The sequence below is a fragment of the Paenibacillus kyungheensis genome (assembly GCF_028606985.1).
Lineage (GTDB): Bacteria > Bacillota > Bacilli > Paenibacillales > Paenibacillaceae > Saccharibacillus > Saccharibacillus kyungheensis.
Genome location: NZ_CP117416.1, coordinates 359,960 through 373,417 on the forward strand (window position 1 = coordinate 359,960; position 13,458 = coordinate 373,417).

Genomic DNA, 13,458 nt, shown 5'->3' on the forward strand with positions numbered 1-13,458 from the left:
AAAGCCAGTTGTCTTCGTATCTGATATGTATTCAGACTTGAAGATAACTGGCTTTTGTATAGTATTGCGGATATTAATGATTGATTATACTTTGAACACAGAAGCAGCAGTATTAAGCTCTTCTGCTAATTGGGCTAACGAGTGAGAAGTAGCGGCTGTTTCTTCAGAAGCGGCAGCAGATTCTTGACTGGCTGCGGCAATCGATTCTACAGCAAACATAACTTCATTAGCTTGAGCAGCTTCTTCTTCGCAAGCCGCCGCAATTTCATTGACTTTAATAGCAGAGTCATTTACTACATTCACAATTTTTTGGAATGCTTCTTCAGTATGAGCAGATTGAGTTACACTGTGAGTCACTGCTTTGACACTGGACTGCGTATTTTTTTGCATCACTTTGATAATCGTGGCAATTTGTTTGGTAGCATCGATACTACGTTCAGCTAATTTACGCACTTCGTCTGCAACAACAGCGAATCCTTTCCCTTGATCACCTGCACGAGCAGCTTCAATAGCGGCATTTAGCGCAAGTAGATTCGTCTGATTCGCAATATCGTCGATAACACTAATGATTTCACCGATACGCTGAGAATCATCTTCTAATTTATTCATAGAATCACTGACTTCATTCATCGACACTTTAGACTCGCTAACAATTTGTTTACCTTGTTCAGCCATATCTACTGTAAGGTTAGATAATTCAGCCGCACCGCTTGCACTTACAGCCACAGAATCAATAGCCGCAGAGAGCTCTTTGAACAATTCAGTAATCATTGAAGCAGATTCAGCTTGCGTATTGCTGGTGTTCGCAATCTGCTCTGTACTTGCTGATATTTCTTGTGAAGAAGCCGCTACATTTTCTGAAGATAAAGTAATCCGTTCGATCAATTGGCGTAGATTGGTAGCCATCGTGTGAACCGATGTAGATAACTGTCCAACTTCATCTTTATTTTTATTTTCCAAACTTTCACTAAGATCGCCTTTAGCATACTTGGAGATTAAATCCGTAAGCTTACGTAGTGGAGAAGAAATGCTACGCGAGATTATAGAACCTAGCAAAATACTAAATAACGTAACCAGAATCAAAGAAATAATAGTGATTTTGACACAAGCAACATAGCTGTCTTCAATCTCTTGACTGGCTTGTTGAGCAAGATTCGAATTGTTATCGATCATTACGGCGATGGCATCAGCCACCTGATCGCCTACAGGTTTTAGTGTGTTGTCTTTGTAGTTGTTAAAAACAGTTAGATTATTAGCCTGTGCTAATCGTGTAGCTTCTTCGTATAAGACTAAGTAATCTTTGTATGTTTGATTAAATTTATCCAGATTCGCTTTTTCTTTTTCAGTAGTGATTGAATTGCCATATGTTTGAGCCAAACTTTCCATATTCGTCTGGAAATCTTTCATTTTGGTCAGTAAGGCTAATTTTTTCTCGGATGTCTGTGCTGTACTCACATCCCGCACAGCTACACGCAATCGCTGATAATAGACTTCGATTTGCGATAAATCTTTTACTGCTACGAGATTATGGCTATACATATTCTTAGCTTTGTTGTTCAGATCTTTTAAATTTTGCAAACTGTATAATCCGAAACTAACAAAGATTAAGGTAATAATTAAAAAAGCAGAGATAATTTTTGTTGCTGTTCTCAAATTCCGAAACCACTGCATACCCAAACCTCCCAAATGCATAATGTAAACATGATATATATTTCGACACTATATGATAATTCTTAATAGGAAATTAAAACTTTTGTACCAAAAATTAAAAAAAATAAATATTTTTAATACATTTTCTTCATATTTCCACATTATGACGTTGATAGCAGACTTGTTTCTGGATCAGGAATAAAGGGGATAAAACTATAAGAAGTATTCATTTAAAATATATTTGCAGGTTCATGCAAAAAAGGAGATTATACGAATGGAAAAAGTAATCGAGACAGAACAAGGGTTAGCATTGCAAATAGATGGTGAAACGAAAGCTGAAATAGGATTTAGTGATTATGATGAGCAATCGATAAGTATCGATCATACTTTTGTATCCGAAGAATTACGCGGGCAAAAAGTAGGGCAAGATTTGGTGAAAAGAGCAGTCGATATTGCTCGCAAGCAAGGAAAAACAGTTGTCCCTGCTTGTTCTTATGCATTAGCATTATTCAAACGCAATAAAGATTATCACGATATCTGGCGTAAAGACGTATAAAATCCAAACAACCTCAAAATGTTCAAACTGTTGTCACCAAAGGGCTTACCCTCAACTCCAATATAAAACTATAATGAGAGTATGAACTTGAAAGATGGGGAGCGTCTGCATGGATAAAAATACACAGCCTAATGTGGCAACACCAAAAACGAATAAAAACTTTGCCGGAATTATTATTACTGTATCCGTTATTGCTAACGTTATTATTTTGTTGTTATTTTTCTCACCAGCAATAGGTTACAAAGGTACAGTCGATTTTGATATTACGTTATTGCCACGAATGAATGCGATCTTTAACAGCTTTACCTTTATTTTTCTAGTAGCAGCTTTAATAGCGATTTTGAGAAAAAATATTAAAGTCCATCGCGGCTTTATTTTAGCGGCTTTTTCATCGACATTGTTATTTCTAGTCACTTATCTAACGTTTCATTATCTATCACCAGAAACCGCTAAATTTGGTGGCGTAGGTATTGTGCGTCCTATCTATTTCTTTATCCTGATTACACATAGTTTCTTAGCTGCGATTATTGTACCGCTTGCTTTGTTTGCTCTGGTATGGGGATGGACGATGCAGATTGCAAAACACAAAAAAATTGTACGTTGGACAATGCCAATCTGGTTATATGTAAGTTCTACAGGTGTTATCGTATATCTGATGATGGCACCGTATTATTGATCACTTTGGATAACTGAACACAACAAAAAGAACCGCAGCGATCCGGGCTGCGGTTCTTTTTGTATAGAAAAATAATGATAAAGTTATTGTAAAAGCTGTATCTTATACAATACCGTCTTTGTAATTGTTCTGCCAGTGTTTGTCGCCTTTGTGTGTGAAGTCTTCTACTGTTCTTTCCAATGTTTCTACCAATTGTGCTTTGATCTCAGCGATTGTATCACGATATACGCGTTCTTCGTTACCGTTGATTTTGTCACCGTAGATTGCTAGAGAAGCTGTATATTGGCGGTGTTTTTCAACCAATTCATCAATAGATTCTAATGCATGCTCTACATACCGAGTGATAGATTGTTGGTCTTTTGGAAGCATATCACGAAGTTGTTGTACTTTACTTGTGTTTGTCATTTTCGGTCACCTCTTATTATTAATTGTAAATTTACATTAACACTTTTTCACATTAATTACCTTAAATTCGGATTAAATTTTGACAAATTTATGAACGAACTATAACGACAGTCCAATAAAGTGTTGATACATAAGGGAAAAAATATATATATGATCAAGACCTTTGAATTAGGTTAAAGGTCATTGTTTACTGAAAAATGATGTGTCCAATGTGTGTCTGTTAATGTCTATACTATCATTTCGGTAGAATTATTTTCAAATGTTATAGCAAATACTACTTTAGTCACAATTTGTCGATAAATAGGAACTATGTCCTACTTAATTTCCTATAGCCGTATATTTACTATTTTTTCTAGTACTATTCTAGTATAAATCTTTATACATAGTATAAATTTACATATAAATCTATGATATACATTATAACCTCTTTTCCAAATAATTAACCTGTGATACAGTAACGGTCAGATTGTCTATAACTAAAAACACATCGCAAAAGGGGACGTCTTGTAGCAAAAAGACCTATTCAACATCAGAACAATGGTGTAAAGAAGATTATAATGTCTATGATCAACAGCACATCGAACAAATTCTAATAACGAGGACGGTGAATTATGGAAGTACAATCACTACGACAGGTCGAAAAGTTAGCACTTGAAAAAAATCGGATCTACAAACAAAGCAAGCTTCGTTATTTATCGCGTTCGATGCTTGCCAGTATGTTTATCGGATTTGGCGTTATTGTCGCATTCAAAACAGGGAACTTCTTTTATGCGGTTGAGTCTCCTATGGCGTACCCGATGGCTGCGTTAACGTTCGGAGCGGCGATCATATTGATCTCTTATGGCGGTGGAGACTTATTTACAGGAGATACCTTCTACTACTCCTACGCGGCGATACGGCGTAAGCTGAAGTGGTTAGATGTGATCAGGATGTGGATCACAAGTTATTTTGGGAATATACTCGGAGCATGTGCATTTGCGTTGCTGATTTTTTTAACAGGATTATATGCAGATCATTCGGTCAATGCGTTTCTGTTAAATGTCGTTCAGCACAAAATGGAAGCGCCTACGATGCAATTGTTTTTCCGCGCTATTTTGTGTAACTGGCTTGTCTGTCTGGCTTTCTTTATTCCGATGGGCTTGAAAGGCGATGGCGCCAAACTATTTGCTATGATGTTATTTGTATTTTGTTTCTTTATTTCGGGATATGAGCACAGTATCGCGAATATGTGTACATTTGCGATTGCTCTGGTAGTTGATCATCCATCTACTATTAATTTTGCAGGGGTTATTCATAATCTTATTCCGGTAACACTCGGAAATTTGATCGGTGGAGCGATATTCATGTCGACGATGTACTATTATGTTAATAAGCCATTTATGGATGAAGAACACGAGGCATAAATCAATCAAATACTGATAAAAGACCAGCCATGATCATCATGTGGCTGGTCTTTTTTACTGAATAGTCTTAAAGAACTAAAAATATTTTTAAATTTTAATGAATGTGTGTTTATTCGACAAAATATTGGTTATAATTATATAGTAGTGAGACTTATTACACGTGTCCAACACAAAGGGAGAGCCAACATGAGTGTTTATCAATTTTCTGCAAGAGCTATGAATGGTAAAGAAGTATCATTAGAAGAATATAAAGATCAAGTTATCTTAGTCGTAAATACAGCAAGTCAATGTGGTTTTACATTCCAATATGAAGATTTACAAAAGTTGTATGATCGTTATAAAGAAAAAGGTTTAGTGATTTTAGGCTTTCCTTGTAACCAATTTGCAGATCAAGAGCCTGATGGTAATGATAAAGTAGAAGCATTTTGTATGTTGAATTATGGTGTATCGTTCCCAATGTTCCAAAAAGTAGATGTGCGTGATCAAAATGCTCATCCATTGTTCAAGTATTTGGTAGAACAGAAGTCATTTGAAGGATTTAATATGAATCATTCCGTATCTAAATTGATGGTACAATTGCTGAACGAGAAGCATCCAGAATATTTGCCAGGCGATTCAATCAAATGGAACTTTACTAAATTCCTAATCGATCGTAACGGTGAAGTGGTTAAACGTTTTGAATCGACAACTGATCCTTTGGATATGGAAGAAGATATCGAAGCACTGTTATAAAATTGTAATCCACTATAATGTAAGCTATAAATATAAACGACATGATCAATGAATTGAATATATAGTAAAAGCCTGGCAGGATTTTGTCCTAGCAGGCTTTTTTTGTGCATAAAAAAACCGACATCTTCACATATGAAGTATCGGTTTGAGGAACAGATTGTGGTGATAGATTCAACCATTCCAATCTTCCTTATATATAGTATAACAAGATCATTCATATGATCTTTATTCTCAGTAAAAAGGATACTTTTTGATTCTTAACAAACTATGCGCGTGTTCTAGAAGGAGTCTGGCTATGTTTCATATATTCTAATTTACGAATAATTTCTTTTTGCCATTTAAGATCGCCAATACGTACGGCAAGGTTGAGAAGATCCAGATAATCATCTACTTGTAGTGAAGTCTTCTGTGTCATTACGTTCATCGAGATTCCGGCTCCTTTGAAGTTAAAATAGGTTACTGTGCTCCATCAACATCTATATTATCATTTCATTATCAGTTGACTAGGAATGATAATCATTATCATAAATTTATTGTAAACATTAATACAGTCAATTGCAAATGAATTATTCAATTTTTATTAAAAATAAGTATATATTTCGATATGTTCACATGATGTCCATACGTGAGACATGTCATAATCCGTTGCAAACACGTACAATAGTGATCGCAAAGATCAATTTTTACGTAAGTAAAGGAGAGTTATATGTCGTATACCAAAATTAAATGGATCATTTTATTTTTACCTACAGTAACGATTGGCTTATGGGAATATATTCGTCATCAATTTCTAATGCCGTATCTCTCGATGGAAGTGGGTAATTGGTTATCACCGGTTATTATCTATGTGGTCAGTGTTACTTTGCTACGGCAATTATTTGATATGTTAGAAAATACGCGTGCAGCGCTCGATCAAGAGCGGATCGTCAAAGGAAAATTGGAAGAACGTCAGTTGCTCGCTGGAGAACTGCATGATGGAGTAGCTCAATCTTTGTTTTTACTCGGCGTAAAGTTAGATCGAGCGAAACGGATGTATGATGATCCACATGTACAGGAAACGCTTAACGATATCAGTCGCACAGTAAGTGAAGCCAATCACGATGTACGACAAGCGATTGCTGATCTAAAGCATGTTCCTCGTAGTGGAGCAACAGAAGAAGTGTCACTTGCTTATCGTGTCTGGGAAATGATTCCGTTAGCCGGTGTAAAAACAGAATTAGATTGGAAGTTAGACGATCAATATATCCAACCTGAAGAACAAGCAGAACTATTAGCTTGTATACGAGAAGGGTTATTGAATATTCACAAACATGCGCATGCTCAGCAGGTCTGGATACATAGTGAAGGCAATGAGAATGGCTGGCAGATTGTGATTGAAGATGATGGAGAAGGATTTCATGAACAGTCTTTGCAATTGCCCGGTCGATTTGGCTTGAAAATTACGGCTGAACGTGCACAGTGGAGAGGATGGGCATTTGCTTTGCAACGTCAACAAGAACGAACTTTATTTATCATCAAAGGAGGTAATCGTGATGAATAGTGTACGTGTCTTAATCGTCGATGATCATGCTCATGCACGCGAAGCAACGCGTGTAATTTTGTCTGAAGATCCAATGTTCAATATTGTAGGTACAGCGACAAGCGGTCAGGAAGCGTTAGAGTTCACCGAGCAATGGATGCCTGATCTGATTTTGATGGATATTTCAATGAAAGGGATGGATGGGTTAGAAACGACTCGTCTGATTAAACTTAGATTTCCTTATATCAAAATTATTATGATGACTGTATCCGATGATGCCGCCCATCTATTCGAAGCGATTAAGCAAGGCGCACAAGGATATATTCTCAAAAGCTTGCCGCCTTCAATGTGGTTGGAATATTTGCGTAGTGTTGTGCTGGATGAAGCAGGGCTTAGTCAAGAGATTGCACTGCGTATTCTGCAACAGTTCCCATCGACCAAAGTGCAAAATGATCCGGTAGCGAACACTTTAACACCACGTGAACGAGAAATTTTGCACTGGGTATCGTCAGGGCTGACCAATCGAGATATTGCGGCAGAGCTTAGTATTTCAGAGCAAACGGTCAAAAATCATCTCAAAAATTTACTACACAAATTGCAATTAGAAAATCGAGTACAATTGACAAGATATGCGATTGAGCATGGATTAGCGTCAGATCAGCTCTATCGTCCATAATCTTTTCAAATTTAAGCCATATTTGTAACAGATATAGCCCTATATAGTCATGTTCAGAATGTACTCACTTCGATACTATAGAGATTGTGATTGCACAAAACGGACTTCATAGAAGGCATCTCACATAAAGTAGGTGAATCATATTTATCATACATCAATTTATTTTTCGATAACCAAGCGAAGATTGTTGTTACCTGTATTGCTAGTCCTTTTGAGTATTTGTAGTGGATTATCCTTTCCACAAAGCACTTCGGCTCATTCGTATGTGCAACAATCTGTCCCTGCTCAAAATGAAGTGCTAGACAAAGCACCTGACAAAATCACATTATTATTCAATGAATCGATACAGCCTGCGTATTATCAGATTGTATTGATGGATTCGTCCGGTCAAAAAATAGACGGAGTCAAAGCTGTTATTGATAGTAAAAATGCAGCTCTATTAGAAGCAAACATTCCGGTAAAGCTTGCTGATGATATTTACAATATTTCATGGAAAGCGGTCTCAGGAGATGGACATCCGGTAGAAGGCGGAATCGTTTTTCAAGTCGGAGACGGTGCTGGCAAAAAAATGTCAGACGCGCCGACTACACTACCAGATAGTAAATCGGTCAATCCATTATTGATTGTAATGCGGTGGTTACAGTATACCGGTCAATCATTAGTATTAGGATTACTTGCGTTATCACTATTTTTATTACCGGCTCGCTTACGTACATCTGAAGCAACAACATGGATGCGTCAGCGTCGATATGCGTTATTTTTATGGATAGGGATGGCATTAACAGTGGTTGCGTTATTGGTTCAATTGCCACTACGCATTGCCTGGAATGCAGATATTCCGGTTATGCAGACTACAACTGAATTAGGCAATACATTCCGCGAAACGACTTTCGGTCAGGTATGGTTGATCCAGATGATCACTGCTGTACTGATCGTTATTCTGGTAGCTTTGTATGCGCATAGCAAGCTTGCAACTGCTGCGAAGCGTGCTATCGGAATGATTGCAATTGCTTTGATGATTGTACAATTGCTCGCCAAATCACTGGATGGACATGCTTATGCAGAACCGTATGCCGGCATTGCGATTGCGGCTGATTTTATCCATCTGGTCTCGGCTCTAGTATGGAGTGGTGCACTGGTAGCGATGGCGGTATTTGTACCGCGTATTGTAGCTCCTTTTACAGGAGAAGAACGCAAAACGGTATATTGGAGTATTGTGCGCCGCTTCTCATGGTGGGCGATTATATCGGTAGCGGCTTTATTGGTTACTGGTATTTATGGAAGTATTATTTATCTGCCTAGTCTGATGGCGCTGTTCAATACCGCTTATGGGTTGACGCTACTTGCAAAAATGTTGTTATTCCTTGTGATGGCGGCATTCGGTGCCATGAATTATGTCAAAGGACGCCAGCAAAAAGAAGAGCTTGGCAAAGACTTGATGTGGGAAGTGTTAACTGGCTTTGTGATCTTGATGCTAGCGGCGGCGCTGGTGCATCTTTCTCCTCAAGCTGCTCCGATCAGTAATGGAGCGACACCGAAGCAGACCGTACAGACACAAGAAGTCGATGGATATGAGATTAAATTAGAGGTTCCTCAAGCGCAGATGGGTAGCAATAATTTTATCGTATCTGTTAAAAACAAAAATGAAGCCAAACCTGTAGATGTCGAACAAATTACATTAACGATGAATCATATGGACATGGCGATGGCTCCTACTGAAATTCTGCTTACAGCCAGTGATGGCAAAGATGGAGTCTATCAGAAAACAGGTATGGTGAGTATGAATGGTAACTGGCATGTCAAAGTTCATATTTTGACCAAGTCTTTAGATACGATTGATACTGAATTTACGCTACGGATTGGTCAATAAGCTGTGGTACAACAGGCAGATTATATTATGCCTGTATGATATATAAAAAAGGGAGTATGACGAATGAAAAAAAACTCGGTATTTACCAAAATGATCACAATCGGTTCAGCAGTTATGGTCGCAGGATTACTAACATTTAGCAGTATTGCAAGTGCGCATGTTACGGTCAAACCTGCTCAATCAATGCCTTCCGCCTGGGAAACGTATACGATCAAAGTACCTTCTGAAAAAGATTTGCCAACGACTAAAGTAACATTAAAAGTACCGGAAAACTTATCTTTCAAACAATATCAACCTGTACCGGGTTGGAAAACAACAACTGAAAAAAATGATGCTGGTGAAATTACATCGATCACTTGGGAAGCAGAAAGTGGCGGGATTGAAGCAGGTCAATTTCAGCAATTTGTATTTGTAGGTGAAAATCCAGCTAAAGATGGCGAATTAGCATGGGATGCGTACCAATACTATAGCGATGGTAGCGTAGTCGAATGGACTGGCAAAGAAGGAAGCGAACTTCCTCATTCGATTACTACGATTACAGAAAATGCAGCTACGACAACACCGGCGGCTCCTAAAACCGACGGACATGATACAGCAACAACCGAAGATACTGCGACAGCTACAGATGAAGCGGCTGGAACAGATACTACAACGGAAAGCACACCAGCGACAGGCACAACAACAGATACTGCGGCTTCAAATGATATGAACACGATGCCGATGGAACAACCGGCTAGCAGTAATGGTCTACAAGTAACGACATTGATTATTTCGATTATTGCCTTAGTATTAGGTGGAGTTGCTGTAATGAATTCACGCAAACGCAAATAAAAAAGTACCATAAAAAGACATTTTATCTTCTAAAGCCAAAAAGATTGAGAACTTAGCTGTCATTGTTCTTGATCTTTTTGGCTTTTTTTATGCAGAAAAACTCATTTTCATAAAAAAAATTAATATTTTTGTTAAAAAACCTTACATATCTATTGTATCCTGTGCATATTTTTTTTATACTGCATTAAACGAAAATGTCGTATTATGATCTTAAAATGGAGGGAATGCTAGTGAGTCAAACACCAGTACAATCGCCGTCAAGTCCAGGAAAAATATTTACATGGGTCGAGAAGATCGGTAATAAAATTCCTAATCCATTTTTACTGTTTGTGTATTTGATCATTATTTTGATGTTAGCGACAGCTATTTTGTCGTGGTTGCATGTGTCGGTAAAAGATCCGACGAATGGAGAATCAGTTGTTGTCAAAAACTTGCTTAGTGCAGAAGGCATTCAGTGGATTCTACCTAATATCATCAAAAATTTTAGCGGATTTACGCCTTTAGGTTCGATTCTGGCATTGGTATTAGGAGCAGGATTAGCAGAAAAAGTAGGGCTGTTACAAGCGTTAATGTTGAAAATGGCTTCTCGCGTCAGTGCCAAGTATGCCAGTTATATGGTGTTGTTTATCGCCTTTTTCAGTCACATTTCTTCAGATGCAGCGTTAGTCATTATGCCTCCACTGGGAGCACTAATGTTCCTAGCAGTAGGTCGTCATCCGATTGCAGGCTTGATGGCGGCTATTGCAGGCGTAGGTTCTGGATTTACAGCGAATTTACTGGTGGTGACGACAGATGTATTGCTATCTGGAATCAGTACAGAAGCCGCCAAAGCAGTAAACAGCACGATTAGTGTCAGTGTATTGGACAACTGGTTTTTTATGGCGACATCGGTTATTGTGCTGACGATTACAGGAGCAATCGTTACCGATAAATTTGTAGAGCCTCGATTGCCTAAATATCAAGGAACCGATCAAGACAAGATGGAAGCTTTGACGCCTATTCAAAATAAAGGTCTACTTGCAAGCGGTATAGCGGCAATTGTATTTATTGGTGTGATGTTATTATTGATTTTGCCTAGCAACGGTATTCTTCGAAATCCCGAAACAGGTTCGATTGTGCCTTCGCCATTTATGTCTGGTATTGTGCCAATTATTATTATTTTCTTTTTTGTAGTTGCTGTTACTTATGGTGTTGTAACCAAGCAGATTCGTAATCAAGGCGATATTCCACTGTTGTTGATTGATCCGATGAAAGGAATGGCTGGCTTTATTGTGATGGTCTTTCCATTATCTCAATTTGTGGCTTTCTTCAACTGGAGTAATATGGGGAAATTTATTGCTTTAGGATTAACAGATATATTAGAAAAAACAAATATGACAGGCATGCCTGCTTTTCTAGGATTGATGTTCTTGTCTGCTCTACTATGTATGTTTATCGCCAGTGGATCAGCGATCTGGTCGATTCTGGCACCTGTATTTGTACCGATGTTTATGTTGCTCGGTTATCATCCAGCATTTGCGCAAATGATCTTCCGTATCGCTGATTCGTCAGTGATTCCTTTCGCTCCAATGTCACCATTCCTTCCATTGTTTTTAGGATTTTTACAGCGATATCAGAAAAATGCACGTTTAGGCACGTATTATTCACTTATTTTACCGTATCCGATCGTTTTCCTGATCGTCTGGTCGTTGATGTTGATTGTCTGGTATATGTTAGGGCTTCCGATTGGCCCGGGTGTGTATCCGCGATTAGCTGATTCATAAAAAAACGATTAGATCGATTACTATATGCTTCAAATATAAGATGCACATTTAACAAGGAGATGAACTTGCATGTTAAACATCATTGAATTACGCCGAGATTTGCATCAACATCCTGAATTGGGATTTACCGAATATCGTACAGCTTCGATTGTTGTACAGACTTTAAAATCGTTAGGGTATGACGTGATCTATGGGCAAGATGCGATTGATGGAGACAGTCGGCGCGGATTACCAAGCGACAAAGTACTGGAAGAATCGTATCAACGTGCACTAGAACATGGCGCTGACCCAGATATTGTAGGTAATATGCGTGGTGGATATACGGCGGTCGTCGGCACGTTAACAGGAAAGCGTTCAGGGCCGACACTGGCTTTTCGTTTTGATATGGATGCACTGCCTATTGTAGAAAGTAAAGATCAAGATCATTTTCCACAACAACATACATTTGTCTCGCATTTTCCAGGGAATATGCATGCTTGCGCGCATGATGGTCATACAACGATCGGACTGGGTGTTGCAGAAGCGTTAAGCCAGCAAGAGTTCGCGGGAACGATCAAGTTGATTTTTCAGCCAGCCGAAGAAGGGGTACGCGGTGCTTATGCTATGGTCGAAAAAGGGATATTGGACGATGTGGATTATCTATTTTGCGCTCATCTGGGTTGTGAAGTGCCTACCGGTCAATTGCATGGAGGAACAACAGGCTATCTGGCAACGACCAAGTTAGCAGCCCATTTTCAAGGAGTAGCTTCGCATGCAGGAGCAACACCGGAAAAAGGACGGAATGCACTGCTTGGAGCGGCAACCGCTTTGCTTAATATTCATAGTATTCCACGATATAGCACAGGAGATACACGAATCAATGTAGGGGTACTGGAAGGCGGTACAGCGGCCAATATTATTCCTGAACATGCGCGTATGGTTATCGAGACTCGCTCTGAATCGGAAGAGGTCAATAGTGAGCTAGAGCAACGTGTGCGTACAATTATTGAACATAGCGCAGGTATGCATGGATTGGAGTATGACGTTGAAGTAGTAGGTGGAGCCATACCGATTACTTGCGATGAAGATATGATACAAATTGCTCGAGAAGAAGCGGTCGGTATCGAAGGTGTGCATACAATTCCTGAAGAAAGTGCTTATTCTACCGGCAGTGAAGATGCCAGTTATATGTTACGACGTGTGCAGGAAAATGGCGGTAAAGCGACTTATATGATTATAGGAGGCAGTAATCCTGCTCCTCATCATCATCCGAAGTTTGATATTGAAGAAGCGGCATTACCGATCGGAATCGAATGGTTCCGCCGAATCGCGATGCGTATTCTGCGTTAAAATCGTCCAAGCTTCTTTTGCCCATAGAACTTGATATAATAAGAAGTA

At 38.8% G+C, this 13,458-nt stretch carries 13 protein-coding genes; 10 read left to right on the forward strand and 3 right to left on the reverse strand.

Translation table 11 applies throughout. The features are described from left to right. Window positions 1–84: 84 nt before the first annotated feature. Window positions 85–1,671, reverse strand: coding sequence for a methyl-accepting chemotaxis protein (locus tag PQ456_RS01615; RefSeq protein WP_273614554.1), 1,587 nt, complete (start codon window positions 1,669–1,671; stop codon window positions 85–87). Between the two features lie 253 nt (window positions 1,672–1,924). Here PQ456_RS01615 and PQ456_RS01620 point away from each other — a divergent pair, with 253 nt between their 5' ends. Beyond that, entirely contained in the window at window positions 1,925–2,206 is a 282-nt protein-coding gene (locus PQ456_RS01620) for a GNAT family N-acetyltransferase (protein WP_273614555.1), read from the forward strand. A 109-nt stretch (window positions 2,207–2,315) separates the two neighbouring features. Then, on the forward strand, window positions 2,316–2,882 hold the full coding sequence (locus PQ456_RS01625; RefSeq protein WP_273614556.1) for a DUF420 domain-containing protein: 567 nt from the start codon (window positions 2,316–2,318) through the stop codon (window positions 2,880–2,882). 102 nt (window positions 2,883–2,984) lie between these two features. On the opposite strand, the gene PQ456_RS01630 is transcribed toward PQ456_RS01625, so the two are convergent. Continuing rightward, window positions 2,985–3,287, reverse strand: coding sequence for a hypothetical protein (locus PQ456_RS01630; RefSeq protein ID WP_273614557.1), 303 nt, complete (start codon window positions 3,285–3,287; stop codon window positions 2,985–2,987). A gap of 611 nt (window positions 3,288–3,898) precedes the next feature. Here PQ456_RS01630 and PQ456_RS01635 point away from each other — a divergent pair. After that, window positions 3,899–4,690 (forward strand): formate/nitrite transporter family protein, encoded by a 792-nt coding sequence (locus tag PQ456_RS01635; protein ID WP_273614558.1) that lies wholly within the window; start codon window positions 3,899–3,901, stop codon window positions 4,688–4,690. 186 nt (window positions 4,691–4,876) lie between these two features. Further along, the gene (locus PQ456_RS01640; RefSeq protein WP_273614559.1) at window positions 4,877–5,422 is read left to right on the forward strand and encodes a glutathione peroxidase; all 546 of its coding nucleotides are present in this window, start codon (window positions 4,877–4,879) and stop codon (window positions 5,420–5,422) included. Window positions 5,423–5,687: 265 nt separating this feature from the next. On the opposite strand, the gene PQ456_RS01645 is transcribed toward PQ456_RS01640, so the two are convergent. Beyond that, entirely contained in the window at window positions 5,688–5,846 is a 159-nt protein-coding gene (locus tag PQ456_RS01645; RefSeq protein ID WP_204826389.1) for a hypothetical protein, read from the reverse strand. Window positions 5,847–6,128: 282 nt separating this feature from the next. Here PQ456_RS01645 and PQ456_RS01650 point away from each other — a divergent pair, with 282 nt between their 5' ends. The 6 genes from PQ456_RS01650 (at window position 6,129) to PQ456_RS01675 (ending at window position 13,410) form a co-directional block, all read left to right on the forward strand. Further along, window positions 6,129–6,962: a sensor histidine kinase gene (locus PQ456_RS01650; protein ID WP_273614560.1), complete on the forward strand. Its 834-nt coding sequence runs from the start codon at window positions 6,129–6,131 to the stop codon at window positions 6,960–6,962. Beyond that, the gene (locus PQ456_RS01655) at window positions 6,955–7,617 is read left to right on the forward strand and encodes a response regulator (protein ID WP_273614561.1); all 663 of its coding nucleotides are present in this window, start codon (window positions 6,955–6,957) and stop codon (window positions 7,615–7,617) included. Before PQ456_RS01650 ends, PQ456_RS01655 begins: the two co-directional genes overlap by 8 nt. 187 nt (window positions 7,618–7,804) lie before the next feature. Next, window positions 7,805–9,487, forward strand: coding sequence for a copper resistance CopC/CopD family protein (locus PQ456_RS01660; RefSeq protein ID WP_273614562.1), 1,683 nt, complete (start codon window positions 7,805–7,807; stop codon window positions 9,485–9,487). A gap of 63 nt (window positions 9,488–9,550) precedes the next feature. Beyond that, window positions 9,551–10,318, forward strand: a complete 768-nt coding sequence (locus PQ456_RS01665) for a YcnI family copper-binding membrane protein (protein ID WP_273614563.1) — start codon at window positions 9,551–9,553, stop codon at window positions 10,316–10,318. 230 nt (window positions 10,319–10,548) lie between these two features. After that, the gene (gene abgT / locus PQ456_RS01670; RefSeq protein WP_273614564.1) at window positions 10,549–12,081 is read left to right on the forward strand and encodes a p-aminobenzoyl-glutamate transporter; all 1,533 of its coding nucleotides are present in this window, start codon (window positions 10,549–10,551) and stop codon (window positions 12,079–12,081) included. 69 nt (window positions 12,082–12,150) lie between these two features. Next, window positions 12,151–13,410, forward strand: a complete 1,260-nt coding sequence (locus tag PQ456_RS01675) for an amidohydrolase (RefSeq protein WP_273614565.1) — start codon at window positions 12,151–12,153, stop codon at window positions 13,408–13,410. The last annotated feature ends 48 nt before the right edge of the window (window positions 13,411–13,458 follow it).

Excerpts from the sequence above, each read along its gene's own strand:
- PQ456_RS01615 (WP_273614554.1), bottom strand. The coding sequence starts at position 1,671 with ATGCAGTGGTTTCGGAATTTGAGAACAGCAACAAAAATTATCTCTGCT.
- PQ456_RS01620 (WP_273614555.1), top strand. The coding sequence starts at position 1,925 with ATGGAAAAAGTAATCGAGACAGAACAAGGGTTAGCATTGCAAATAGAT.
- PQ456_RS01625 (WP_273614556.1), top strand. The coding sequence starts at position 2,316 with ATGGATAAAAATACACAGCCTAATGTGGCAACACCAAAAACGAATAAA.
- PQ456_RS01630 (WP_273614557.1), bottom strand. The coding sequence starts at position 3,287 with ATGACAAACACAAGTAAAGTACAACAACTTCGTGATATGCTTCCAAAA.
- PQ456_RS01635 (WP_273614558.1), top strand. The coding sequence starts at position 3,899 with ATGGAAGTACAATCACTACGACAGGTCGAAAAGTTAGCACTTGAAAAA.
- PQ456_RS01640 (WP_273614559.1), top strand. The coding sequence starts at position 4,877 with ATGAGTGTTTATCAATTTTCTGCAAGAGCTATGAATGGTAAAGAAGTA.
- PQ456_RS01645 (WP_204826389.1), bottom strand. The coding sequence starts at position 5,846 with ATGAACGTAATGACACAGAAGACTTCACTACAAGTAGATGATTATCTG.
- PQ456_RS01650 (WP_273614560.1), top strand. The coding sequence starts at position 6,129 with ATGTCGTATACCAAAATTAAATGGATCATTTTATTTTTACCTACAGTA.
- PQ456_RS01655 (WP_273614561.1), top strand. The coding sequence starts at position 6,955 with ATGAATAGTGTACGTGTCTTAATCGTCGATGATCATGCTCATGCACGC.
- PQ456_RS01665 (WP_273614563.1), top strand. The coding sequence starts at position 9,551 with ATGAAAAAAAACTCGGTATTTACCAAAATGATCACAATCGGTTCAGCA.
- PQ456_RS01675 (WP_273614565.1), top strand. The coding sequence starts at position 12,151 with ATGTTAAACATCATTGAATTACGCCGAGATTTGCATCAACATCCTGAA.